The organism is Pantoea sp. GbtcB22 (assembly GCF_019091025.1).
Classification (GTDB): domain Bacteria; phylum Pseudomonadota; class Gammaproteobacteria; order Enterobacterales; family Enterobacteriaceae; genus Pantoea; species Pantoea leporis.
Map to the genome: position 1 here is coordinate 430400 of NZ_JAGXKB010000004.1, position 25519 is coordinate 455918.

25 protein-coding genes and 1 pseudogene are annotated in these 25519 nt (G+C 50.3%); 1 reads left to right on the forward strand and 25 read right to left on the reverse strand.

The window, feature by feature from the left end; all coding sequences use genetic code 11:
- Positions 1 to 55: 55 nt before the first annotated feature.
- The 25 genes from KVT28_RS16240 to KVT28_RS16360 all read right to left on the reverse strand — a co-directional run bounded on the left by KVT28_RS16240 (position 56) and on the right by KVT28_RS16360 (position 25288).
- Positions 56 to 1579, reverse strand: coding sequence for a conjugal transfer protein TraG N-terminal domain-containing protein (locus tag KVT28_RS16240; protein WP_217549291.1), 1524 nt, complete (start codon positions 1577 to 1579; stop codon positions 56 to 58).
- A complete protein-coding gene (locus KVT28_RS16245) occupies positions 1579 to 1899 on the reverse strand; it encodes a hypothetical protein (RefSeq protein ID WP_217549293.1) in 321 nt (106 codons plus the stop codon). Before KVT28_RS16245 ends, KVT28_RS16240 begins: the two co-directional genes overlap by 1 nt.
- 1 nt (position 1900) lies before the next feature.
- A complete protein-coding gene (locus tag KVT28_RS16250) occupies positions 1901 to 3316 on the reverse strand; it encodes an integrating conjugative element protein (protein ID WP_217549295.1) in 1416 nt (471 codons plus the stop codon).
- Positions 3313 to 4275 (reverse strand): TIGR03756 family integrating conjugative element protein, encoded by a 963-nt coding sequence (locus KVT28_RS16255; RefSeq protein WP_217549297.1) that lies wholly within the window; start codon positions 4273 to 4275, stop codon positions 3313 to 3315. The genes KVT28_RS16250 and KVT28_RS16255 overlap by 4 nt, the downstream gene beginning before the upstream one ends.
- Positions 4272 to 4664, reverse strand: a complete 393-nt coding sequence (locus KVT28_RS16260; RefSeq protein ID WP_217549299.1) for a TIGR03757 family integrating conjugative element protein — start codon at positions 4662 to 4664, stop codon at positions 4272 to 4274. Before KVT28_RS16260 ends, KVT28_RS16255 begins: the two co-directional genes overlap by 4 nt.
- Before the next feature lie 255 nt (positions 4665 to 4919).
- Positions 4920 to 5231, reverse strand: a complete 312-nt coding sequence (locus tag KVT28_RS16265) for a hypothetical protein (protein WP_217549301.1) — start codon at positions 5229 to 5231, stop codon at positions 4920 to 4922.
- Between the two features lie 70 nt (positions 5232 to 5301).
- The gene (locus tag KVT28_RS16270; RefSeq protein WP_217549303.1) at positions 5302 to 5697 is read right to left on the reverse strand and encodes a hypothetical protein; all 396 of its coding nucleotides are present in this window, start codon (positions 5695 to 5697) and stop codon (positions 5302 to 5304) included.
- A 12-nt stretch (positions 5698 to 5709) separates the two neighbouring features.
- Positions 5710 to 8424: a conjugative transfer ATPase gene (locus KVT28_RS16275; RefSeq protein WP_254633572.1), complete on the reverse strand. Its 2715-nt coding sequence runs from the start codon at positions 8422 to 8424 to the stop codon at positions 5710 to 5712.
- 89 nt (positions 8425 to 8513) lie between these two features.
- Positions 8514 to 8927, reverse strand: coding sequence for a TIGR03751 family conjugal transfer lipoprotein (locus KVT28_RS16280; protein ID WP_217549307.1), 414 nt, complete (start codon positions 8925 to 8927; stop codon positions 8514 to 8516).
- An 11-nt stretch (positions 8928 to 8938) separates the two neighbouring features.
- A complete protein-coding gene (locus tag KVT28_RS16285) occupies positions 8939 to 10426 on the reverse strand; it encodes a TIGR03752 family integrating conjugative element protein (RefSeq protein WP_217549309.1) in 1488 nt (495 codons plus the stop codon).
- The gene (locus KVT28_RS16290; RefSeq protein ID WP_217549339.1) at positions 10416 to 11273 is read right to left on the reverse strand and encodes a TIGR03749 family integrating conjugative element protein; all 858 of its coding nucleotides are present in this window, start codon (positions 11271 to 11273) and stop codon (positions 10416 to 10418) included. Before KVT28_RS16290 ends, KVT28_RS16285 begins: the two co-directional genes overlap by 11 nt.
- Positions 11274 to 11275: 2 nt before the next feature.
- Positions 11276 to 11935 carry a PFL_4703 family integrating conjugative element protein gene (locus tag KVT28_RS16295; RefSeq protein WP_217549311.1) on the reverse strand — a complete coding sequence of 220 codons (660 nt, stop codon included), beginning with the start codon at positions 11933 to 11935 and terminating at the stop codon, positions 11276 to 11278.
- On the reverse strand, positions 11932 to 12294 hold the full coding sequence (locus tag KVT28_RS16300; RefSeq protein ID WP_034892368.1) for a TIGR03750 family conjugal transfer protein: 363 nt from the start codon (positions 12292 to 12294) through the stop codon (positions 11932 to 11934). The genes KVT28_RS16295 and KVT28_RS16300 overlap by 4 nt, the downstream gene beginning before the upstream one ends.
- 10 nt (positions 12295 to 12304) lie before the next feature.
- Entirely contained in the window at positions 12305 to 12682 is a 378-nt protein-coding gene (locus KVT28_RS16305; protein WP_175501691.1) for a TIGR03745 family integrating conjugative element membrane protein, read from the reverse strand.
- A 46-nt stretch (positions 12683 to 12728) separates the two neighbouring features.
- Positions 12729 to 12971: a TIGR03758 family integrating conjugative element protein gene (locus KVT28_RS16310; protein WP_008107119.1), complete on the reverse strand. Its 243-nt coding sequence runs from the start codon at positions 12969 to 12971 to the stop codon at positions 12729 to 12731.
- Complete coding sequence (locus KVT28_RS16315) at positions 12962 to 13225, reverse strand: RAQPRD family integrative conjugative element protein (protein ID WP_254633560.1); 264 nt, start codon at positions 13223 to 13225, stop codon at positions 12962 to 12964. The genes KVT28_RS16310 and KVT28_RS16315 overlap by 10 nt, the downstream gene beginning before the upstream one ends.
- Positions 13226 to 13397: 172 nt before the next feature.
- Complete coding sequence (locus KVT28_RS16320; protein ID WP_217549315.1) at positions 13398 to 15614, reverse strand: hypothetical protein; 2217 nt, start codon at positions 15612 to 15614, stop codon at positions 13398 to 13400.
- Entirely contained in the window at positions 15592 to 16779 is a 1188-nt protein-coding gene (locus tag KVT28_RS16325) for a hypothetical protein (protein WP_217549317.1), read from the reverse strand. The genes KVT28_RS16320 and KVT28_RS16325 overlap by 23 nt, the downstream gene beginning before the upstream one ends.
- A gap of 222 nt (positions 16780 to 17001) precedes the next feature.
- Entirely contained in the window at positions 17002 to 17763 is a 762-nt protein-coding gene (locus KVT28_RS16330; RefSeq protein WP_217549341.1) for a TIGR03747 family integrating conjugative element membrane protein, read from the reverse strand.
- Positions 17763 to 19847, reverse strand: a complete 2085-nt coding sequence (traD, locus tag KVT28_RS16335) for a type IV conjugative transfer system coupling protein TraD (RefSeq protein WP_217549319.1) — start codon at positions 19845 to 19847, stop codon at positions 17763 to 17765. Before traD ends, KVT28_RS16330 begins: the two co-directional genes overlap by 1 nt.
- 160 nt (positions 19848 to 20007) lie before the next feature.
- On the reverse strand, positions 20008 to 20514 hold the full coding sequence (locus tag KVT28_RS16340; protein ID WP_217549321.1) for an integrating conjugative element protein: 507 nt from the start codon (positions 20512 to 20514) through the stop codon (positions 20008 to 20010).
- Positions 20511 to 21146 carry a transglycosylase SLT domain-containing protein gene (locus KVT28_RS16345; RefSeq protein ID WP_217549323.1) on the reverse strand — a complete coding sequence of 212 codons (636 nt, stop codon included), beginning with the start codon at positions 21144 to 21146 and terminating at the stop codon, positions 20511 to 20513. Before KVT28_RS16345 ends, KVT28_RS16340 begins: the two co-directional genes overlap by 4 nt.
- The gene (locus KVT28_RS16350) at positions 21125 to 21835 is read right to left on the reverse strand and encodes a TIGR03759 family integrating conjugative element protein (protein ID WP_217549325.1); all 711 of its coding nucleotides are present in this window, start codon (positions 21833 to 21835) and stop codon (positions 21125 to 21127) included. Before KVT28_RS16350 ends, KVT28_RS16345 begins: the two co-directional genes overlap by 22 nt.
- A gap of 129 nt (positions 21836 to 21964) precedes the next feature.
- Positions 21965 to 24571 carry a restriction endonuclease gene (locus KVT28_RS16355; RefSeq protein ID WP_217549327.1) on the reverse strand — a complete coding sequence of 869 codons (2607 nt, stop codon included), beginning with the start codon at positions 24569 to 24571 and terminating at the stop codon, positions 21965 to 21967.
- 225 nt (positions 24572 to 24796) lie between these two features.
- Positions 24797 to 25288, reverse strand: a complete 492-nt coding sequence (locus tag KVT28_RS16360) for an STY4534 family ICE replication protein (protein ID WP_217549329.1) — start codon at positions 25286 to 25288, stop codon at positions 24797 to 24799.
- Between the two features lie 156 nt (positions 25289 to 25444).
- On the opposite strand from KVT28_RS16360, the pseudogene KVT28_RS27825 reads away from it, so the two are divergent.
- A pseudogene (locus KVT28_RS27825) lies at positions 25445 to 25519 on the forward strand (YecA family protein); the annotation flags it as partial.

Consider the following 25519-nt stretch of genomic DNA (forward strand, 5'->3'; position numbering starts at 1 on the left):
AATTTGATACCAAAATATAAATTAATACTACGAAATCTTCAATCTTTATTATTACCTATTTCCCAACCCTAGCGGTTGTAGCAGAAGCTGCTTTTTCTCCAGCACTACCAGCTGCACTTTTCACACTAGATGCCCCATCACCTGTCATCCGAGCAATTTCACCAATCCTTATTCCGGCCCATGAAAATGCCGCCATCCACAACGTAGGTAATACAATAAACATCGCCCCCATAACAAAGTTCATGATCAAATCATCAGAGCTATTCTGGAATCCAGCTGCATTCCAGCGGCTATGTGTGTCTGAACTATAAAGGGCTTCCATTAACCAACTGTCGAGCCAGCGCGCCAGTTCCCACCAGAACGTCAGGAAATTAAGCGCGAACACCACAAAGCTGACGGTAATAACGGTTTTGAACTCATAACTACCGAACGCCAATATCAATGGCAGCATCACATATATCGCCATCAACAATAATGCCTGCACCATCGGTAATGCCTGGCGCATTGCATCAAATGCCGGGAACGCAGCCAAACTTCCCAATGACATTCCCGCGATTCCGCCAATGCGGCTGGCGGAGTTATCCAGCGTAAAATCGGCATTGCCACCATAACCGGCATAGGTGCGGCCATTCTGCGACACGGTCAAACTTTCGGGGCTGACCAGGCGACGAACAATGCTTTCTTTATATTCAGCGTTGTCCTTGCCCATCATTTTCAATGCGGCAGACATACGCAACCACATGCCAGGTGATGCTTGCTCAACGACTCGCGCCTCAAGACCAGTATCGGCACTGGACCACCATTCGCGGCAGGTTGGATAACCACCGCGCCCGGTGTCCGGTCTGCCGCTGTCGCGGCTTTCGTTCCATGGGAACGATGCGCGTGGCGTCTTGGATTGCAGTTGATCGTAATAACCGCTGCCGTTCAAAAAGGTGTTGCTGCCCAGCCACTCAACATCGCGCAGCGCATCCTCCTCTTTCGTTTGTCCCTGATCCTGCTGCTTCCATAGGTAGAGCGCCAGCGCGTAGCAGTCGTTGGTGAAATCCTGCAGCTCGGCGGCGAGCGCCGGATTGCTGATGCGGGTATGCTGCACTTCAAAGCGCAGCTGACGTAAGTCCGGACGGCAGGGAATTGTGGCCACAGCTGCCTGAGTGACGCCTTTGGATAGTTTGTGCATCAGGACCCACCAAATTGGCGCTGCTGCCGTTTGCCCGTCCATGCTGCTGATAATCGTCGAATAGCCGCTTTCATCCGGCGCTTTTGGCGTCCAGGTGCCGCAGCTCTTGGACCGGGATTCATCGTATTGAATACTGTCGAGGCTGACATTGATGATAGGCAGGCAGCAAACCAGCATAACGAAGAACGCACTATAGAGCGCGTTCTCGATGCGCGGCAGTGACAGCTTACCTTTGTTCCCCTCGTCGTCGCCTTCCTCGCGCACCTTAAGCCAGATCCCCACCACCTTGAATATCAGCGGCACGGCAAACAGGCCCGTGGATATCAGCAGACTCCAGATGCCGTTATTGATGATCCAACCCAGCAGGGTAAGAAAGAACTCCAGATAGCTGTTTGTGCTCATCAGTGGCCTCCGGTTGTGGAGTACAGCGCCCATTCCATGACGACGATATAGAGCATACCAATGCTGCAGATGCGCAGAATCATGCGACGCCAGGCGGGATCTGATTTCTTCAATTGCCAGCATTGATAGGTGAAGTAAGCAGTTACCGCATAAATCACTAGCCGCCATATCAGCCATACAACCCATGTTCTATCGAACCAGCGCATGAGATGCGTCAGTGCTTCAGGTGATTTACTCGCAGACCAGAACAAAGCGAGGGCGATGCAGACTATTGCGGTGAACGTTAATAGCCATGCGAAAAGCTTCAGAAATTTACGCATCTCACTCCTCCCCGGATGGCGCGGAAAGCTGATTGAAACGCGAATCAGTATTTTCATGCGGCTGGCGCTGCGGGTTAGACGTGGCGCGATTGTTCTCGCGGTCGATGATGGTCAGCACGGAATTGCGCGCCAGTTCGCGCTTCAGTTCCATTTCATTCTTGAGTGCGTTGATTTCCCGATCGAGCGATTCAACGCGACGATCGCCCTCCTGCAACGCTTCAGGCATGGCGGCTGCATTCGGTTCAGACTGGCCGGTCACAATCATGCGGCGCATCAGCAGCGCGGTTTCAACCGTGTCAGCCATCGCCAGCTCTCCCGCCAGGCGGCCAACCAGTGCCGCGTTATCCGGGTCACGCTGCAGCGCTTTAATTACGCCGCTGGTAATCGCCAGGCTGCCGGTGCGCAGCTTCGCCAGATTCTCGGCAGTGGGTTTCTCAGCGCCATTAACCAGTTTCACAAGTTGCTCGCCGTTGATGCGTGTAGCTTCTTCCAGCATGGGAGAAAATCCGGTTCCCGCGACGCTGGCGCCCGGTTGCTGATCAACATCACCATCAGTGCATTGCGCGGCATCTTTGCAGGTGCGAATCGAGCGGTCGCCCAGTACTTTCACTACGGCTGCGGCGGCTTCTTCAGAATTGGCAAATTTGCCACAGCTGCCCCCCGTGCAACTCTCACCCGTCACGCTGCCGGTGCTAGTAACCGCCAGGTTGTTCATCATGTTGTAGCCAGCAGCAGTGAGATCATGTGTAGGTCGGATCGCACGCTGGCCACGTCCGCCGCGCTTTTCACCACCGACCCAATTGCTGCCTGACTCGCCTGTAACTTTCTCACCGGCATCGTTTACGCGTATGGCGTCTGCGTCACCGCTGTTAACCAGCTTCTTGTACTCATCCATCGCGGCCTGCTGAGTCCATTTGCTGGAGTCTGAAAAATCCACCATGCGTTTGGCCATGTTCTGACAGTTGAGCTGCGCCTTATCGAACGCCACGTTGGCCTGCAGCACGCCATTGGTCAGCATTTCATACAGGCCGGGATTGGCACGCTGGATCACCATTGCGGGAAGACTGGCCACCGCGCCAGTTGCACCCTGAACCACATCGCCCATCAGATTTTTGAAGCCGTTAGTCATACCGTTGAGCTGGTTGCCCACGGTGGTCTTCAGATCGAAGTTGCCGCACTGCAGGTCAGAGCTCCAGCCCACATCCAGCCCTAGTTTCTGCATGCTGCTGCGCGTGGCGGGCTGCGAGATCACTGAGCCGCCGCCAAGGGTATAAAACAGCTTGTCGGACACCGCGCCGTTGGCGCTTTTGCCGTAGCCCATGCTGCTGTCCTGCACCTGTGGTAATGAAACATCAAACGCCTGCGCGCTGGTAGCTATCAGCAATGCAGAAGCAGCGAATGAAAAACGAGAGATCATGATTCACCTCCAAAGTCGGTGCTGTAGAGGAAGGTCTGGCCGCGCCGCTGGCAACAGCTATAAGGCTGCCAGAGTGCAAAGGCTTCATTACCATCAACTGCTGGCGTGAAATTGCCGTCTGGGAAGACCGCGCAGGTTTCGCTGAGCTGCGGTGACAGCCGCTGCCATTTGTGATTTTTGAATCCGGTATTTTCTTCAACCGGCCCCGGAGGCCAGTAGCCGGGGGATGGATTGCCTTTGAGGGTTTGATAAACGTGCGGCTGACCAGTACGGGTGATGATGTCAGCCACTCGTTGAGCCACCACAGCCGCCGCTTTATCGTCATCGGTCTGCGTGACGAAGCCCGATCGCGGATAGACGTTGCTCCACATGTTGGCCATTGCCTGGCTGCCGATTTCGCGCATGCCTGGCACCAGCGCTTCCGGGTAGAGCGATTCAGGTATGCCGCTACGCCATGCCAGCGTATCGAGCGCGCTGAGAAAATAGGGGTTGAGTGGCGTTGCGGCGCTTTTGCAGGAATAGCCAGAGATGCTGCCGCCAATCAGCGACGTCGCTGGATGTCCAATCGCATCGGCATATTTGAAGTGCAGATTGGTTTTGCGTTTACCCGGTGCTTTCAGCTCCTCATTGCCGCCACCGGCTGACACGCCGTACATGCCATTTTCCAGCCCGCCTGCGGTCTGGCTGACGAATGCCATTTCGCTCCACGGATTCGCGCCAGGTTGGGCATACGCCGACACTACGGCTTCAGGTATGAAGTGCGTCACTTTCACCGACGTGCGCACCTTGCAGCCAAACGGCGTGCAGAACAGCCAGTAGCAAATCCCACTAACGCGCCAACTGATGCATGAAGGAGAAACCGCACTCGCGATTATCTGGGCGCTGGTGAACGCCGCTTCAGTTGCTGGCTGCACTGCAGCGAAAAGCAACGCAGCGCCAGCCAGTTTTGCGCGCGTCATTGGTGGCCACCTTGCGTGCGAATGTTGCTGGCAAGATCTACATCAGTGGTGCCATACACCACATCAACGTCGTCAAATACCACAGCGGGATACTTATTGATGCCCAGCTTCCACGCGGCAATTACGCCTCGCCAGGCTTCAACTATCTGCTGCTGTTGCTCGGCACCCATTTTCTGCAGGCCGCTTTTCGCCTCCTGAGCAGCGCGAGCGGGATCACCGTTGAATTGGCCAAATATTGCATCCTGTTGTCGATTAGGCGCATCAAGAAAAATGACACGAGTAGTGGCATCAGCATTGATGGCAGGATGATTCGCAGTGGTAAATACGGTAATCGAAGCAAAGGTAGGCGATGCCAGAAGCATCAGTACAAGCGGAAGCAGCGCTTTCATCAGACTTACTCCACAAAGTGAGTGAAGCCATTACGTTGCGCTGGAAAACTGAGCAACACAGTAAACAACTCTGTGCCGGATTGCGGAATTAAATAAATCCCCAGCCCAAAGGAGTGCAGAACAACTTACCAGTGGGAAGATGTAACCTTTGGACTGGAGACTGGCACACTATGCTGATTTCAGGACCAGTACACAATTAAGTGAGGTCTGAATTGTGCGTCATTTCGTGTTGATTGATTACCTAGCCATCAGGATTTAAAGCGAGGTAATTGTCTTAACTTCATGCTGGAAAACGTAGGGATCAGATAACAAGCTGAACTTCTCATCTTCGGGGTAAGTCACAGCGACATGATAATCTTCACCAGCAAACGCTTTGATTGATTCGATATCAGTCCAATAGGTAGCCAGGAAAAAATGTTCCCAATTTTGTTGTGTGACTCGTTTTACCTCAGCACCAAGATTGCCTTCAATTCCCTGAGAATGTTTTACGCCAGTCAGTTGAAGGTGAGTTGCAAAACCTTCTGCATGCTCAAGCGGTACACAACCATGCCATGTTCTAACAATCATGTTCTTCCTCCTTAAGTAATGAGAGAGTTAAATTAACTCAATGAATCCGATAGAGAAAGAAGCCATGAAACTACTTTTTTGTAAGTTGGTGGGCTAGATATAACTGCAAATAAAGCAGGTCCGCTGCATCCACCACCGTCATGTACCAACGTGGGTGATGGTAGTCATCTTCCGTAGGCCAACTCAGGTGACTATTCACTGTAATCAGTAAATCAATCGAGCTGCAGAGCTTGCCTTTGAAGTTCAGCGCAAGGCATGAATGACTGCCAACACGTTGCGGATGGCTGGTGATCTGCACGGGAGGATTCACGCGCGTACGGATTTCATCGCAAAGCCTGTCCAGTAAAGCCAGATCGCTGCTCAGGATTTCAGGTTCACCCTGCGGCATCAAAGTAAAAAGCGTGCGCGCAGCCTGGCGGGAAATCGTCGTGGTGATGCGGGGTACGGGATATTTTAGTTTTAACATACGGTTCCCTGGTTATGCAGTGGCAGACTTGAGGCCGCGCGCCGCATCAAGCTGGCGCGCAACGATCACTGCAGCTTCCAGCTCACTACAGTTATGCAACTTCATCAGCTTGCGGCGTTCGGCTTTCTCCTCTTTCTCGGTCATACCGAGAGCGAGGTAAAGGCTGGGTGGCACGGCCCGAAACAGAGCTTCAGTTTTCTTCGACAGCACCACACCTTCGGTGTAGCAGCGCGGCAGCTTGCTGGCGGAAAGCAGCACCGATTTTTGCTCATCGCTCAGCTTCTTAAAGCGCGCAATTTGCTCTACCTCATCAGGCGGCATCGTCAGACACAGCCACCATTCAGCCATGTTCAGCATCTTCTCGGCGATGTCCGGGTAATCCGCCAGGTTCTGCGTCGCCATCCACAGCCAGGCACCGAGCTTACGCCACATCTTGACCACTTTGGTCATGTACGGCGACAGCAGCGGGTTGGTGGTGGTGATGTGTGCTTCATCGATGGCAAAGACGATTTCGCGGTCGAGATACTGATCGCGCTCGGCGATGTTGTTGATGGTGTTCACCAGGGAAACCATCGCCAGCGCCATCTGCGCGCCATAGTTCTCGCGCGCCAGCGTGCCTAAATCGATAAGCGTGACATCGGCTTCAGGCCAAGGTGTGCCAGGACGGTTGAACAGCTCGCCTTCAAAGCCGCTGGTAAACATCGACATCGCACCGGCCATCTCATCGGCGCGCGCGCGACGGCGTTCGGTTAGCAAAGGCTGGCCGCTGCTGTCCACGCTGTTATCACGCGCGATAGCAAACAGCGCGGTCTGCAGATCTTCAGCAATCATCTGGCGCGACTCGTCGTAGCTGGTCTGTGCCGCCATCATAATGGCCTCGCGGATTAGGCCACGGTCAGAGCGCGTTAACCGTTCCTCTTCGCGCTTTTCGCCGCCGGTGATCATCATGCGCGCGGCGATTTCCATCTCGCCGAGGATGTCGCGCTGTTCATCACCATCATCTTCATCGGCATCCGGGATATCGGCTTCGTTGAGCTGCAGCTGTTCCGGTTTGAGGTCGAGCAACTGATGCGCGTCGGCGAACAGCGCCAGACTGACGCCGCAGCCGGGACGAATACTGATTTTATTCACCGTCAGGCCAAGGCTTTCGCAATAGTCAGCGTACAGGCCAAACGAGTTACCGGCTTCTGCAATAAATAAACGTGGGCGGTGAATGGCCATCAACTGGGAAAGCGTCGCGCAAAGCGTGGCCGACTTGCCCGCGCCGGTTGGCCCGAAATACAGCATATGTGCGTTCTGCGTGCGGTCCTGCTTATTCATCGGGTCGAAGGTCAGCGGTTCACCGCCGCGATTGAAGAAGCTGAAGCCGGGATGACCGCTGCCGGTGGCGCGGCCAGTGACCGGCAGTAAGCCCGCCAGATGCTGCACCCACGTCAGGCGCGTATACCAGTGGCGGCGATCTTTCTGCGGGTTGAAACACATCGGCAGCGCGCGCAGCCAGGTGTTAAGTGGGGAAACGTTGTATTCGGGTCGCACCGGCTGCAGGCCAGCGGTAAGTAGCACCGCCGACATGTTTTGCTGACGTCTGTTGAGGTCGGCCAGATCGTTGCCGCGCAGCATGAAAGTCAGCGCGCCGCGATACAGCTTGTGGCGGCGGCCAAGATACTCTTTCACTTCACGCACATCCTCGCGCACGCGCCCGGATTCGGTATTTTCACCCACGGCGTTTTTGGCCAGTTTAATAAAGTCGTTTTCCAGCACGTCTTGCGGTTGGGAAACGATAGTCAGTGAAACCACCGTGCCTTCGGGCAGCAGATCCATCAGCGCGTTGATGTGCTCGCCGCGCGCCATTTCGCCGGTCAGCATGCCGGGTTCGGGCGGGCGGCGCAGACGTTCAATAGCTATCGCTCGATGCGGTTTATTGTCGAACCACCACACGCCGTTTTCCATGTCGGAACGAGGCGGCGTGTACCACAGCGTTTCGGCAAAATCGTTGGTCATCGGCAGCTCGCCAGCTTCTACATCGTGATGCTTAGCAGCGGCGTAAAACGCTTCTTTGCTCAGCCCGTGCTGCGGATCGGGATTAAACAGGCGCAGCAGCCATTCATGAATCTGCGCACCGGTTTGCCGCTGACAGGCAACGCCAGATGCGCCGAGTGAGGCCGACAGCCGATCGCAAACCTGATTCAGCATGGCGACGGGCGGCAGCGCGTGAACATCTTTCACACCCTTGGCAGCGCCAGGCACCCAGCGATAAATCACCATACGCGTGCGGCGCTGCTGTCCGCGCCACGGTTGGCCAGTGACCAGCGTGTCGCGAAACAAACCCGTTGGAATGGCGATGTCCCTCAAGTGGCGCTCGGTTTCACCCAGCCAGGCATTGGTGAATTCCGTACCGTGCGCCCATGGTTTTACGTACTCTTTGACCGTGTGCAGATAGGCGGCGGGATCGTCTTCATCCTGACAAAAGAACTGCACCACCCAGGGCGATATGTCGTCTTCTTCCAGACTATCCTGCAGCGCGTCTTCCACTTGATCGCGGATTTCCTCCAGGCGCGCGGCGGTGCGCCCCTCAGATGAAATCGGCGTGATGGTATAAACCGCGCCGACTGAAACGCCGTCATCAAGCAGTAGGCATTTATCTTCCGGCAGATATTCGGCCCACGGCAGGTAATCAATGATGGAAGGTTTGGCGTGATACAGCGCCGCTTCATCCTGCACCGTCATTTTGCCGGGGCGCGGCAGTGGCTGCGGCTGGCTACTTGCAGGAATCGGGTCAGCTACTGAGGCAGGCTTTTTAAACAAGGAAAACATCATTACAGATCCTCCGTGCGCTCACCCGGCAAGGCGTATTGCACCTGGCTGTAAAACGGGAATACCGTGCTGTAACCGGGAACCGGAGAGTTGCCACCGGCAAGATGCGGAAAGACGTACATCACCATGTCGGGATTAGGCAGGCGCGGGAACTGCTGTGTGATCTCACTTTCCTGCGTGCGGCTGTATGAATGGTCGAGTTTATCGGCACGCTGATCTTCTGTTTCACTCAGCGGACGGCGCAGCGCTTTACGTCCCTCTGCGCCGCGCTGAACTGAACCGCTCGCGCCTTTGCCTTGCCACAACTCCAGCATGTTGCTGTCGCCCGCTGGCAGCATCTCTTCTTTCGAGGTGCTGCAGCCTGAAATGACTGAAACCAGCGCGGCGAGCGCGACCGGCATAAATGCTTTGTTCATTCGCAATCCCCTTAGTCCAGCCCGATGCGCGCGGCATTACCCGGTACGCTGAAGTCGTAACGCACCTTGCGACCTTTATCTTCGTAATCGATCGCCAGCTGCTGCGTGATATGAACGGCCAGATTCGCACCGGGTGGCACATAAACCGCATCGAAGGTTTGCCCGTAACGTTGCTTCACCCATTCGGAGACATCACCGACGCCACCGGCAATCGCTTTGCCCATCGCCGCTTGTCCGGCATCGCCAGTTAGCGTGGAGGTCACACCGCCGTAAGCGTTGGTTTGCCCGGTACGCTGATTTTCGTTGAGCGCTTCACCGGCAGCGGCTGCGCCGGAAAGCGCGAAGAGGGTCGGCAGGTAAGTTGATGCGTTGGATTTGCGCGTGCCGCTGATGCAGGGAATACCGGCTTCATCCGAGATCCAGCCAATGCCGCTGTCCTGCTTTTTGCCGCCATCCTGGCCGTTGCTCTTGCCGTTGGTATCCGGGCGCGGCAGCGTGCGTACCCGGCCATCGCTGAAGACGAAGGTGATTGAATTCACCTGGCCACGCACGCAGGAAAGGGTCCAGTCGCCAGATGCCGTGCCGGAAACAATCGCACCTTCAACATCGGGTAAATCGATGCCGTTGGCTGTCAGGTTGTCGCGGCCAATCAGCACTTTGAACGGATAAGGATCGGTGACTGTGCCATTAATCGGCACACGGCCCAGCAGCGCGGTCATGCCTTTGCTGCCAATCAGCGTGGAGTTTTCTGGCAGTGTATAAACCGGCTCGGTGCTTTCCTCTTCTTGCTGGCTGTTGGAGTAGCCTTTTACCTTTTGCTCGTAGTTGCTTTTGCTCTTACTCAATGCGTTATCGCCTAGGAACGAGGTCGGGAATCCGCCGATTGCTGATTTGCCATCGCTGGATGTTGTGCCCGCTTCCGTGCCGCTGCGCTGATCGCTGGGTGAAACCCACATCACGCCATCGTTGCTGTTGCCACTGGCAACATCATCCAGACCGAGCCCCAGCGGAATATCGCTGTTGTTCTGATCCTGCTTATCGGAAGCCATGCGTTTGGCCAGTTGGTTGCTCAGCTCCTGCACTTTGCTGGTCAGCGATTGCTGCTCCTGCTGTAACTGCTGGCGGCGGTCTTCGGCAATTTTTTGATAGTTCGATACCGCTTCGTTTACCTGTCCGGCAACGTTCTGATTACGCGTACGCAGTCGCTCGTTCTCTTTAACCAGGTCGAGATTCTGGCGGTCGAGCGTTTCTTGTTTGCCGCGAATGGTTTTCAGCGTGCCGACCAGCGTACGCAGCGTATCTTCTGGCGTATCACCTTCAACGCCCAGCGCCTTGAGTTCGGCAGGCGTCAAATCGGCCAGCGCTTTGGGCTTTTCTGGCGTGGCGCTGGTTTTCTCCGTCTCACTTTTGATGCTGCAACTTTTCATGCCCACCGCAACGCCCGCGAGTAGAAAGACCGGCACCAGCACTTTGACCAGCGTGTTCGATTTAATCTGCATGCTGTTTACCTCGCGCTTTGCGGCTTACCTTCGCTTCAGGAATCAATGCGTTTTCGGGGCGCGAATCCATTACCAGATAGAGCATGGTGGTGTCTTCAGGCGTGCCGACTAAACCGAGGAAACGGTGCTGGAAAGTAGCGGAGACAAATTTTCCCTGCAGCGAGCGCGGATCGAGAATGATTTTGCGGCTGGTCATGTTGCGAACACGGAACGCCACCACATTTTGACTTTGTACCGCCCACGCCGCGATGGGCTGGATCTCTAACGGTTCGGCGGGATAGAGCGTAGTAATGCGGCTGGGTAAATGCAGCGGCAGCGAACGTACACCGGGAACCGGCTCTACCGTGCGCAACGGCGCATACAATCGCTGCGATGCGTAACGCGTGAGCAGCACCGGCAGCGGCGCGGAGTAGCTGACTTTCTTCTCTTCTTTGGCTGTGTCGGCTTGCTCTGGATTAGCTGAGGCTTCGCTGTCGCCACCTTCATAAACCAGCTTTACCGGCTCGGCTGAACCTTTCGCACCAGCGGTGACATCGAGCATGATGATCTCTCCGTTCTCCACATCCTGCAGCTGGACGCGGGTCTGGGAAAACGCTTCGTTCGCTTTCAGGTAAACTGCGCCGCCTGTGCTTTGCACACGCAGCTTGCCCTTCAGCGCTGGCGAGATACCTACGCGCACGTTTTTATCGACGAATACCACGCGCTCCTGGCCAACCTTTAACGTAACCTGCAGCGGTATGCGCTCCCATTTCATCAATTCAACCGCCTGGACCGGATTCGGCACAAGTGTTGCCACTGGCAACACCGCCAACATCAGCCTGCAGGCAACATGCAATCTGGTGAGCATCATCATTCAAACATCCCCTTATGCTCAGGCTTTGGCTGTGGTGGTGCGGCTTCGAGCCGTTGTGGCACGCCGTCATAACAATCCAGCGCAAGACCAAACTGATTGGTTTCGGGATCGCCATTCCAGCGCGTGACTTTCATTGGGTAACGCACCATTGCGCGCTTAACCGGTTCGGTATGGAAATACTCATCGGCTACCAGATCCAGCCGTGCCACCCAGTTATCACGGTCACGCACCGAGACGCTTTTGCTGCTGTAACCGCGCTCGGGGATTTCATACACCACACGCACGCGGTCAATCAGCTCGTTGCGGTTAGTGCGCTCGGTGGCATCTCTTTCCAGGAAGTCTTTGCAGGCCGGGGTCAGGTAAGCAGATAACGCACGAATCTTAGCTGGATAATCAGTTTCACCATTTTTCGGCCAGGCGTTGAGCTGCTGGAAGATATAGAAGGCAAAAGCGTAAACCGATGATGGCGGCACTTCCCACCAGGGGCGCGTGCTACCGGTGCGTAAATCTGGCGGGTTATGAATGGTCATGCTACGCGGCGCGAGCATCCAGCCAGATGAGGTAATCAGAACTAACAGCACAAGGAAAGCGCAGGCGATACGCAGCGATTTGATGTGTTGATCGCTGCGTTGAATAGCATTGCGGAACTGGCTCATTTTCCGGCTCCCTTCGGTGTACGGCGCAGAGACCAGCTATGTGAGCTGATGATGAGAGAACGGTCGCCATAGCCCATCCGGCGCTTCTTCTCCTCCAGCCGCTGCCAGATGTAGTTTTCTGGCTTGCCGCGTTTAAGGCGGGCCATCCAGCGCCCGCCAAACGCAATGAGTAGCAGCGGCATGAGCAGCATCCCGGTTGGAATGATGACCCAGCCAACCAGTGGAAAAAACGGCAGACACACCACGCCGCCAACCGCTAATCCAATCAATGCAGCCAGCCCTAATTCCGGCGTGGTGAAACCGCGAAACACGACAGGTTCAGCATTCAGTCGATCGGGTAGGAAACGGATGGTCTGCATGCTTATCCCCTTACAGAATGATTTCGGCAGACTGACCGAGCAGCCAGATAGTCGCGACCAGTAACACGACGCCGGTTGCGACGATGGAGCCAAACTTGGTCCAGGTGGCGCGCTCGTTACGCACTTCAACGAACGTATGCACCGCGCTGGTTGCGACGTTGATAAACGCCACGGCACAGACCAGCAAACCGGCGAACACGATGAAGTCCTGCGCGTAGCCTTTAATCTGGCCCATCAGCCCAGTGCCGCCGCTGGATTCCGGTGCTTCAACGGATGGCAGATCGGCCAGTGCCGGTTTGCAGGACAGCCAGGCCAGAATCAACCCGGAACCCAGACGCATGACCTGACGGTCTTTAAAGCGAGACAAGCGAACAAACTTTGATTTCATGAAACATTCCTCTTTGACGGGTAAAGGCACTTCGAAAATGTCTGCGTTAACTGGCGAACATCCAGATGCAGACGATCAGTAAAGCCACAGAACGGATAACAAATCGGGCAAGAGCGGCATCCCTGACTTTGGTATTTGCCCAGCCATGCCAGACATCTACCGCCGCCCATGCTGCCCAGAGAAACAGCACGCACAGTAGTAGCCCAACGGATACCAGATACAGAACGCTAATATCGATGTTGCCGGATGCCGTTTTAAACGCGTTGATCTGCGCGGCGGTCATCGCCATAGCGGACGGCCTCGCGTGTAATCACCGCTGACCTTGCCGTAATCCAGCGGCTGCGCACGCGAAGGCTGCGTGTAGCGGTCAATGCCAGCACGCATGGTGTTGAGGTCTTCGTTGGCTTTTTTATAATCGAACAGGTAACGGCGGCGGTTATTGGGATCTGACTGCGCAGAGACGGTGCGGGCGCGGTCGAGGGAGAGTTGAACCTGATCTAAAAGGCGTTGAGTGGTGGAGAGTTCATCGAGTTCAGATGCCAAACATGATGAAGATAAAAAAATCGTAAATAGAATATAATTTCTCATATGTCTTACCTCAATTTATAGCATTTAGGTAATCATATTCACCAATACATATTGGTCATGAGAAAAATAGTTTTCCAATCCCAAGTATTAATAATTTGGTCGCAACCATTAAGCTGCGACCAAAAAATCAATGCAGATTTTGCTCGTTTCTTATTGCAAGCATAAATCCTGCTAGTGCCCCTTTATTCGATGAATTCTCATCAAGAACACTTGATATTAGATCAGTTAAATGCTCCTTTCTCAACTTTAATTTTCCAATAGCTAAGGCCGCAGCAAACTCTAATGCGGAAAATCCGAATGAATGATTGTATCTTGCGAAGACTTTATAGAGAAATTCAGACATTAAGTTACTAAGATCAGCATTTGATGAATAATCAAGCTCTGATGGCAAACTTGCTCTTAAAAGGCATGCCTGAAGAATGTCATCGTTAAACCTTAAAAAGTTTTCTGGAGACAATACTACAGACTGATAATTACTAGGGCTTAAGCAAATATCTTTATTGCTATGCTCCCTGGCTGCTTGCAGTACACTTGAAATTGTCATCATCACTACGCTTTGCTCTAAGTTATCAAGGTCATTTTCGAAAAGACCATTAAAAAAAACGAAGCCAGCAGTTAATTCTAAAGAGTCCCCTAGATTATTTGGAAGGAGGCTGTTAGAAGACCGTTGGATAACGTTAGCTAACGCATCAAGTAACAATTCAATCTCAGTATCTTTCAAGTTAGGGTGCACAACATCAGACATGACCTCGACACGTGCTGAAAAAACAGACAAGTCAGTCCAAGAGCTAGATATAACATCAGGGCCCAGAGGCAATACTTTCCATACTGAAAACTCATACAGACGCTTAGTAGAATTTCTTACAAGAAACATGCGCAATTTATCCCATGCACTCATACTCTGGGGTATTCCGACACCTATAAGAAAATGACGTGGTATTATGGTTTCTTCAAATTCACGCAGGTCTCTACTTATCTGCCTTAGCTCACCACCATCACCACAAAATGCAGAAACTATTAAAACGCCCGTACAATTCCGGAGCTTATCACTGTTAAGTGTACTGGCCTCAATAATTGAAACTTCATTTCCAATCCCTCTAATTTGTAATATTTTTGATTTGACTCTTTCTGCGAGCTTCAGAGAAGCACCATCATCTTTATATATAATTGTTTTAATTGATGATGGCAATGTCCAGGTGATTTCCTCATCCAACCACTTATTGAAATTATCACATTCCAATAAATTATCCGCCTTCAAGCTAATTAATGGGGATTTATTTATTGATATTAAACTTTCATTTAGCCTATTTACACCATTCAGTCCGAATGTCTTAAGTATGTCATTTAAATCTGATGGGCGATGTTGAATGCCTATAGTAATTTGCTTTGGAGGCTTGGCTTTGAAAGTAAATTGTTCACCGACTAATTCAATTTCGGTCTCGTGAGTGTGATTCTCACTATCTTTTTTACTAGGTATTAAGCTCTTATCCAGAACTAATAGTGTTTTAGTTATCGTTGTTCTGATGCTCGTATCAATAAGTGTGAGTATTTTTTCAGGCTTAAAGCCTTTTTCAATGAGTTTTCCTGCCATGCTTCCGGATGTCGAAGCGGAAATTATTACCACCTCACTTTCAGAAGGAATGGTTAGCATAGGAAGCCCATCATAAGAATGAAAGTTTTCAATCATGGCTGATGAGCCTGAAAAAGAAACGGCTTCTTTCACTAAGGAGTATATCCCCATTGAATCAATAAACACTTTTTGAATGTTCTTCCAGTCAAAATCGCTTTCTAATAAGCAGATACCTCTGCCAACATATTGCAACTCGGCTTCGTTGTATGCAATTTCTTTCGCCTGTATAAATAATTTAAGTATCGTTCCAGAGGGGTGCCTGAAGTTATGCCCTGCAGGAGCATAATGAATAACATCATTTTTTTTGGCGAGACTTTCAATGCCTGATAGGTAGAGGTCTTTAATATCTTTTAATGTGGGCTTGAATAATCCATTGGCAAATGACAACTCCTGATTAATTACAAACCCAAGAGGAGTCATCTTTACAAAATAAAACATCTTTGTGTAGAGCGTATCAAGCCTTGTAAGCCTGTTAAAAATTTTGTTTTTTTCCTGATGATTCTCCCAAGCCTTCATTAACTCAGGATTTAATTGTTCACCATGAAAAATAATAATTCCGTCAGGAAGAGTGTCACATTTCGGAATTACATATTCGAGTGCGGAGTAGAATTCATCTTCATTTTTTACATATGAATCAGGTAAGTAGACACACAGCAGATCAACATTGTGGGGTTTGTGTCCCTGTTGCACATTAAAATAAACTAGATTGTCCACTTTCATTCCTCAGAGGCACTAAAATAGAGACAACTGTTCCGGCTGCCAAACCAAGATTATCACTCGTCCAGTCATCAAAATTCATAAGTTCATCGTCATCAATTCTAATATTATTTTTAACTTGAGAGTCATTGTCTTTCTCAAAGCAATTGAAGATGCAGTGCCTACCAGTTCTGATTCTTATTAGCCCACCAATTTTTTTTAATTGTGTAAGGATGGTAAGGTATCCATTTCCGGCCCCAGTTTGATTCTTCGACGTGAAGTTTTTCTTAAGACAACTAAGAAGAGCAGTTTTCTCTTCGCCTCGATCTCCTTCATAATATTTATTACCAAACGCTCGGCCTGTTATTCCTGGGCCGGTGTCGAAAAAACTAATCTGAATACAACGAAGTTTATCAACACCAGGACTTTCATCAGCTCTAGAAATTAAATACTCCCTCAATCTAGGGTGTGATGAAAAATCTTCCTCGAACATATTAGCTTCTAAATTAATAAAAGATGCTATTATTCCTTCGACATGACCAGGCAATGGAGAACCATTTACATCAGTTCGAGCATGTTCTTGGGTATTTTTAAATAGTTCGCAAGTAAAAAACCCAAAATCTCTTATTAAATCTCCATCCAGATTGTTGAAATCACCCTTGCCAATCTCCTTAAATATTTCGGTTAAGGACTGGCTCATGGCCGGCGCACTTTTAACAGCTGAATGCTCACGAGTTGTGAATAATGGTGATAAATATTGCCTTTCAGCACCACTTATACAGCAAAGGTCTATTGTTCTTCCCTTTATAACCTCAGAGTATTTCTGCATATCCGTGTTGATGATTTTATTTTTAGCATAAATAAGCGACTTCCTCCGACTGGATCTATTTAAACCGAGTGAGATTTCTTTATTTAGCCTGATCGCAGTTAATGCTGGCGCGTAACTGCATAGCCCCTCCAATACGTTTTCTAAATTATTAGATCCGTAAAGATGGAGAGTTTTATCTTCAGATTTCCTGGCCATTGTAACCAGAGCTTGAAGCCTTGAGGCGTCCCTTATTGCTCCATGACGTTTATTAATTTCATCAATCGATATTCTTTGCAATATTCCACTATTCGCTGCTTTTATAGCATCTTCAATATCTTGAAGAGTGAGAAGCGATATATCGCGAGTCCTGTTCATTAGACAGTTCCATTCATTATTTTCAGTTAAAGGCTACTCATAGCCTCGTTCACCCAGCGTTTTAACGGAAATTATCGATGTTGAATCCAATATACATTCCGGGTGTTTGTCATTCAACTACGCTCAATCTCGAAGCAAGGGAAATCCTACTGCCGCGCCGCTCTCGCGGCTTGCCTGCTGACGACAGCGCACAAAGTCGAGCTTTGCACGCTGTCGTCCAGCTTACAAATACTTCTTGAATGAAGCTGTCAGCACCGCCAATGCCATTCCTAGCATAAGCGCAGCAGGTAACAACAACAGATTTGGGTACACAGCCGATGGCCACGAAAGATACACCATGCAGGGCACATAGAACGCGGGTTTAACGAAGCGTTTAGCATGGTGATAAACAAAGCTGGATTCATATGCCGCGCCGTAACGCCGCAGATCTCGCCGTCCCAAACCATCAACAACCGCGACCAGCACCACCATCAAAAACAGCGGTATTGAAAGCACCAGAATCGTCACACGAATCAGCGTCACCACAGCGACATAAACCGTAGCCAACAAGTATTCCTGCAGTGTAGTTGCCAGCCATCGGCTACCGGCACTCAATCCGGCAGCAACCGCATTACCGCCGCTTTCCATTGCCTGATTTTGCTGTGCGATCCATCCCTGCAGACCGCTATCGACAACCAGCCACTGATAAACCTGAGTCAACCATGCAGTGACCGTCACCGTAGGCTGTGACAGCATCAGGCTGCGCGTAAACTCAGTAGAGAGATAGCCGCTCTCGATCTGCATTACCTGCTGACTGTGCGCCGCGCCTTGTTCTGGCCAAAAGAAAGCAATGCCGATGTATTCCATTACCAGGCTGAAAAACAGCGATGCCAGCAGCATGCCGACTAGCTTCCACGGCCATCCCCATAACAGATTAAACAGAAAGCCATGCTCTTTAGGCTGCTGAACACGCGCTGGCGATGCCGTTGTGTTTGTTGGTGGCATCATTCACCTCCTGGCGGTTCTGCGCGAGCAGCACCAGACCACCAGGCTTCACTGGTGCGGTAATTGCGGCGCATTTCAGCGGCAATCTTCTGTAGGCTTTCCGGCATCAAATCGGTTTTATCAGCAGCGGGCAGCGGCATGCGAATCTTCCAAAGCTGACCGCCTTCCAGTAGCGCGAAAGCCTGGCCTTTGGGCAGGTTGATGATGTCAGCCGGAGTGAGCATTGGCGTTTTCACCATGCTCACACGGTCCTGCGTGTTGGAGGTGAAATCGGTGCCTTGCTCCTGGTTGGTGATATCGGTGTAACCCGAAACCAGCGTTTTGGAATACACATCCACTTCAGGCAACTGGCTGGTTAACAGCTCGGCGGTACGATTCTCACGCACGCGTAGCATGATCAGCGTGTTGAAGTTACCCGTGACCTGCGCAGCTTTGGCGCTGCTGCCGATACGCGCCTCGATATCTGAAATCGTTTGGGTGTACGCCGTCACCTCGATGCCCGCGCCGCCGCCTTTGTTAATCAGCGGAATAAACTCATCGCCCATCAGTTCATTGAACTCGTCGCAGTGCAGGCTGATCGGCAGCTTACCGTCACCATTCTCAGGCAGGCCGTCATTGATGCCATGCTTGTAGATATGCCCCGCGATACTCACCAAATCAGCGAACATGCTGTTTCCAACGGCAGCGCCGACTTCACTATCAGAGAGTGCATCCAGCCCGACATAAACAATGCCGCGCTGGCGAATCACCTGTTGCCAGTCAAATATCGGGCGCGGATCGTCGAGGTCTTCATAGTCAGGCGATAGCAGCGCCGCCGTTTTACCGGTGGTGAGTTTCTCCAGTAACGGCAGCAATGAGGCGACGATTTTATCGAAGTAGGTACGATCATAACGAACTGCCGAGCGCAGTCCTTCAAGGATGGGATCATAAAGCTTTTTACCGGCTTCATAACTTAACGCCAACTCCATTGCCCAGATGCGCGTGGCGTTTGATTGCCCCTGCATATTACGCGGCAGATCCTTCTCCTTCAGCACATTGCTGCCATTCTCAATTTTGCTGCGCAGCTCCGGCAGATGCTTATCAACCAGATGTTCCACGTAGCGCTGATAGAGCTCGCCAATGTTGGTGACGTAGCGAAGGATCAGCGAGTAGTCGGGGCGCTGGCCAAGCGCAACCAGCGCGCGCGTCACGATGTTGACGAACCGCCAGGCGAACTCGCGAAACGCTGCGCTATTACCTTCAGCGCCTAATTGACCAGCGATGCGCGAAGCCACTTCCGACACACGCCCGAAGCGGCCAACCGCGTTGTAACGCGCCGAGATCTCTGGCCAGCCAAGATGGAAAACGTGGAAGTCATCCTGACGACCTGCGCGGTGCGCTTCAGCCCACATGCGTTTTAGCAAATCGGCATCGCCTTTAGGGTCGAAGACGATGGTGATATTGCCGCGTCGAATATCCTGCGTAACCAGCAACTCTTCCAGCCGCGTTTTGCCCACGCGCGTGGTACCAACCACTAAGGTATGCCCAACGCGCTCGCGGAGATCCATCGATACATCGCGCTCATTCGGTTCAATGCCGTGCAGCGCCGGATTGCCGCCAACCGGAGGCAGCGGGCGAACCGGGTTCAGTGGCGTATCAGCTGAAATCAGCGATGACAGCCAGGGCAGAGAATGCTCGTATGCACGCTCAAGCCTGCGCGCGTACTGATAAATCTTCGCTGGCTGCACATACTTTTCGACTTCAGGCCGACGCGTATCGAGAAGGCGCTGAGTGTGTTTTTGCTGCCACAGAAAACCTTTCCCCAGGAACAGCCGGTGATTGCTTACTGGAACATGGCGGCTAGTCATCACATAGCGCGGCAAGCGGCGCAGATTCCTGCGATACCTGATCACCTGGCATCCCTGACGGGCACGAACGGCAGCCAGCACCGCGAAGCCGGTGGCTGTGACATAACTGACCGATGGTGACAGTGCGACAGCCCAGGGCGCTGCTACGCAAACATAGCTGGCGGTGGCTGCTACCAGCGTGGTGTTAAACTCAACTGCGGGACGTAGTAGCGCTTCAATAACATAGCGATCGCTCATAGCAGTGACTCACTTTTGGCAGGATTCAGACTTGCTGCGTGCCGAGTGATGCAGATTGTGCCAACACCAGTAACCGCGCAGCAGAGCTTAAAAAGGATGAAGAACAGAGGAAGGAGCATCAGCGCTGCATGGGGCATTCCATGCAATCTGGCAAATCCCATCACTGGGCTGAAACCTGCTGGCTCAGTGAATGTTCAGTGATCAGTACCGGGTAATGTTCCAATTTGAGGCGGCGCGCCAGATCGCTACCTGATACTGGTGCAAGCTGGAGATCGGGCGCAATCCTTCGCAGCTGCTGCAAGGATGCCGAGCTGCTTACGTTTACCACCATCCCAACCGCACCACGACGGCTGAGCAGCTCAGCATTACGTGATAACCACTCCTGCGATTGAGCATCATCGCCAACCAGAAACAGCGCACCAATTCCTGGCAGTTTCAGCGCACGCGGCTCAATGATGCCGGGAGTGAGTTCAGGTGTTGCCACTGGCAACACTGAACCTTCACTGTAGTCAGGAAGATTTGATTGCTGTTGCGGCTGAGGCTCTGCGTTAATTCCTTCATAGAACGGCGCAGCCGACTTACCGCCGAGGTCGGCGATAACGTTGAATTCAGCATGCGAGAGAAATGGCCACGCGACGATCGCGCCAGCCAGCATCAATTTATTCATTGTTGCCTCCGGGGTTCTGTCCAGATGATTTCGGTTGAAGGTGTTTGGTTACTCGCGATGTTGGCGGGTGTCTGCGTTGCAATTGGACGAGGTTGAGCAGGCGAGAGTGAGGCCAGCTTTTGGCTTACAATCTGCCGATAGCGCGCTGCAGGTTTGCCGCCAGCCGGATGGTGATAGCAGCCAGCCGCTTTTAACCAACTGCCGGGGCTGCGTTCCCAGCACTCGCGAAGAATGCGCGCCGCTGCATTCAAGCTGATATACGGATCAAACGCATCCCACGTTGAATTGAAGCGATGGCCATTCCAGCCGAGATTGACCTGCGCGATGCCAACATCGATTCTCTTAAGCGGATGGCTTTTCATAAACTGCTGCAGCGCCTGCCAGGCAGCTTGTCGGCTTTCATAGCGGTAGCCCTTACCCGCGACATTGATTGTCCAGGGCCACGGGCGCGTGCCGTGTGGCAGCTGGCGCGATGATTCAGCTAACGCCAGCGAGTAAAGCGACTCAGCTGGAACGCCATGCTGCAGAGCGACTTTCTGATAACCCGGCGGCACACTTTGCATGCTGGTTGACGCTACAGAGCTGAGGGCACTCAACAACAAAGCGACGGTTAGAACGCTGCGATATGCCATCCGTTTTCCCCCTGCTGGAGAAGAACCGGCATGATGCCGTTGCCGTACCGCAGCCAGCGGCCTGCATCGTGGTTCAGGGTGATACGGCGCTCGCGAACTTGTTCTGCGGGGATGCGGTGCTGCTGCGCCCAGTTGCGGAGTTTCTGATCGCTGCCTTCGCTATCGACAAGATAGATATCCACGGGACGTTTATCAGCGAGAACGGCGGAGAGTCGGGCATCGCAGCGCTGGCAATCAGCTTCGCGCACGAACAGCGCGAGGCGTCCACCGGAGTCATGTGCGATGCCTGCGGCGTTGCCCATATTTACAGGCAGCATGTTTGGCATTAGGCGTTTCCAGGCTGCATCCACTTCGCGCTGAAATTTAAGCTCTTTTTCGGTGCGCTCGTATTCCTGTTTTACCCAGAGTTCGGCGTAATGACGACGTTCGGCGTTATTGCGGGCTTCAATGCCGAGGGTACTTGTAGAGTCCAAATTAGGTGAAAGTTCCCCTCTAATACCTTTCATTATTTCAATATATCTACGATTTTCAGTATTCGTTATTGAACTTTTTGATTCAATCTCTAATGATTTTTGGGAGTTTGTATGACTGATACCGTTTTCTGAATTTGAATCTTCATTATTAACGCTCGCCATCGAATTAAATGAAATTGATGTAATCAGAAAAAATGAGGGGATTTTGCATTTCATGTACATAGCACCTCCAACCTGTTTTTCCACAAGATTGGACTGCTTGAGCTTTAGAACGAAGAATAAATAAGAATGTGGTTTTAAAGTTTAAACTTGAGGAGATGGCTGGAAGCATCTCCTCACAATTAATTACTTAGCTTTCTTTCTGGATTCAAAATCATCTATCCATTGAATCAATTCTCTTAAATCCTTTTCAATTATTTCCATGTCAGGTAATGAATCAGGTAATTCATCTGGCTGAGAGTGTTCAAAAACTGAGTATCGCGACATTAAGTCTTCAATGTACAGGCAATCTGAATTATTGATATGAGTCAATGATGTGAGTTTGTTACCGGTCATCACACTCCTACGAAATCTTAGGACGACCTCTGACAAAAGTATAACTTCTACACAGCGCTCAACCATTATTCTAAAATTGCTGCATATGCTTTTTATCTCTATATCGAAGTTTCCGATATCCGCGTTTGCGTGTGCCCTTTTTACTCTGGGTAAAGAGTCATTCAAGAGCATGTTAAGTGCCTTTTTAGGAGGCTGATTTCTTATGTTCCCAGGAGCCTGTATTCCGACTCTTCCAGCGAAACTATGTAATGTTAAAACATCACTAGTTATAGGTTTACCTAATCCGCCAGACTTACGCTTTCTTATTTCATCCTCTACTAATGAAACTAGTGACAATCTATGCGTAAAGATTATAACTTGGCGACTCTCAGCAAGCTCTATGAGCCTTTTAATAACACGCTCTTCGTAATCCTGATCAAGGGACGATATAGGATCATCAAATACAAATGGTGCTACATATTGTTCCCCTGTCATATCTGCTAAAAATGCTGCCAATGCTACTACTCTTGACTCACCCTCACTTAGAATTTGTGATGGAGAGACTGAATGAACGGCATCAATTAATTCTATATCAAAAGTCGTTTCACCTTTTCCTTTCTTGTTTTCTCTTGGTCTAACCCTTAATCTTTTCCCACCTAATTTATCCAGTTCACCTGCAAATCTTTGTCTATATCCATTACTTATAAGCTCTTCGGAGAGACCATTGCTTTTGGTTGATAATTGATTTGTCTTTGTTAGAGTTATTGCTTTAGTTAATATGCCAACTCTATTAAGTCGAACAACCTCATCCATTATTGCTTTTTTATTTTGGCTTAGCCATTGAGCTGCATTTAACTCATTGACTCTGTTGGCTAATATTTGCCGACCTTGATCTGTCTGTAGCTGCTGCAATGAATTTTCTTCAATATCTATAGCTTTATGCATTTCAACGATAGATTTATCGATGGTTTCCCAATCAATTTTTGGTAAGTTTTCTATGCGATCTACAGTTAAAGCTTGTTCCTTTCTCGTTCTAAGTGAATTAAGCGTATTTAGATTTATATCATCAGGTATTTTTAACGTGTGAAGCCTCGAATTCCAGTCGCTATCCTCGGGTAATTGTATAAGCTTTGAGCATAAAGACTTTAGGAGTTGTTCAGCTTGAGTTGCACTTTTTTCGAGACTGTCTTTTATAAATGACTCAAATGTGATTAGCCGAGATTTAGCTTCTTCACCTAGCTCCTGCTGGCAAAGCACACAAAGAGATTTTTCTTGTGTATGGGGGAAGCTGAATCCTTTATATGCAACACTATTCGAATACTTCCTAGCTTGTTCCCATAATTCTATCCATGTTTCCATACCAACTCCATCCAATGGAGCATTGCTAAAAAGTTTCTGGGCAGCGTCTTGAGCCGCCTTTCTTTTTTTTGATGCATCCAGATTACACGTAATGATGGATGAGAGAGTGTCGTCACTATAGGCACTCTTTATACTTTCTGTAAATGCTGCTATTTGCTTCAGTGATTGACGCGTAGCTAATATCGCTTTCAGTCTTTCTGGAATGTTAGTTTGAAGTAAAGACGCTTCCCCAGCAATTCTCTCCTCGTTCATTTCTGAACTGTAATTACAGTTCTCGTCAATTTCCTTTTGACTGGTTTTATACGAAATACTACTATTCCATCGTGCTAGGGATGAATTTGAAAGTAAATCTGGAATTTTAGGTCGTTTGTCAACTAATTCATTTTTTTGAGTTGTTATTATTTTTGACACCTCATCGCAGAGGTCTATAAGATTTCGTAAAAACCTTATCTTTCCAGGCTCATATGTAGCAGGGTTTTTACTCGACATATAAACTGAGGCTGTACTTGAATCAAAAATCTGGATGTTTTTTAGCGATCTACAAGGGCCGGTTTCTGGCGTCCAGGTTGTTTCAATAACGTTCCCCTCATCAATACTATAATGGGCGGATGCTGTCATTACAGACGCTTGATCTGAATACACATTGCCGAGTAGTCTTTCGAAATTTCTAGCTCCACAAATGTTTTTCAAAAGACGTGCGTAGCCTGATTTTCCAGCACCATTTGAACCATACACTACAGTTAATTGATTATTCCCAAAGTCAAGAGCGCCAGGAGAACTTAGTGCATTAATTCCTTGCACATCGGCTAATTTTATTAATCGCAATGATCTTTGAATGGTGGCTTGGGACAATAATCCAGGCGTGTATAATTGGAAAGCATCTTGCTCTTCTTTCAGTACTTCTGAAATACAGAGTTGAGCCATTTCATTAACTTCAACACTATCTAACTTGGCTTTTTTATTAATTATTTTAACTATGGCTGTTTGAAGCCACTTGGGTCGTTCTAATAACCAGTTGTCGAATTCAGAAATTTTTTCCAATGTTTCATTGTCAGACATGATATTTCCTTTTCATCATTGAATGGACTTAACACTAAAATTTAATTCAACTACTTATATGTCGGGGCATTAAATTCATTAGGGTTTTATCAAGCATTAGTGTTAAAAACAAGGTGTACTGCACTTTCACCAAAAAAAATCTTACATATGTCAAATTAGTGAAATAATATATCCATTAACGTTAAAATTACTAATAATAAAGGCCCCAAAGTTGGGGCCCTAAGATTAAAAGGAATTTTTAGCATAGCTTGATTGTTGAGAATTATGCTGTGGAGGAGCAGACTCGCTTTTCTCCGCTTTGTAAACCATCGCCTGACCAATCTTGATCCAATCGACCTTAATCAATCTGGCTTTCAAGCTAACCCGTTGTTCGCCTGCATGATCACCTTTGTTGAGCGTGAAAATGTCAGACATCAGGTTGCTGAGAGTAAATCCAAGCAGCACTTTCTGATCCTCGTCTACAGCTTTCTGGCAGCGGCTTATAAGGTCCGTTGCTTCCTTACCGGCGACAGTGGCATCAAAGCGCACATAGGTTGGGCTGTCAGTGGGACCGCTTAGCGCATTAATTACCACGCTAATAAAGCCGCCATTGAGGGTTTCAATTCTGCGAATATTGCTCAGATAACCCAGGCCCTTGATGTTGAGGTTGAAGTATTCAGCTTTGGTAGAAGTGGTGTTGGCGTTGTTTGCAGCGTTGTTAGTAGTGGTAGCAGTCATGATGTTTACTCCAGGAGTGGGAAATTGTGACGGAGAAACACTCATCCCTGACGGATAAATGCTTTCCGTCAGGAAGCGCGGATAGCTATGCCGCGCTGGCTGGTTAGTGCAAAGAACCTCATCACACAGGTGATATCCGCATTAAGAGGTTGAGCGCTGACCTTCCAGCATCTGAACGACATCGCCGAGCGCCTGGCCGAATTCCCGGAGCAGTTCGATCCGCTGTTTGGC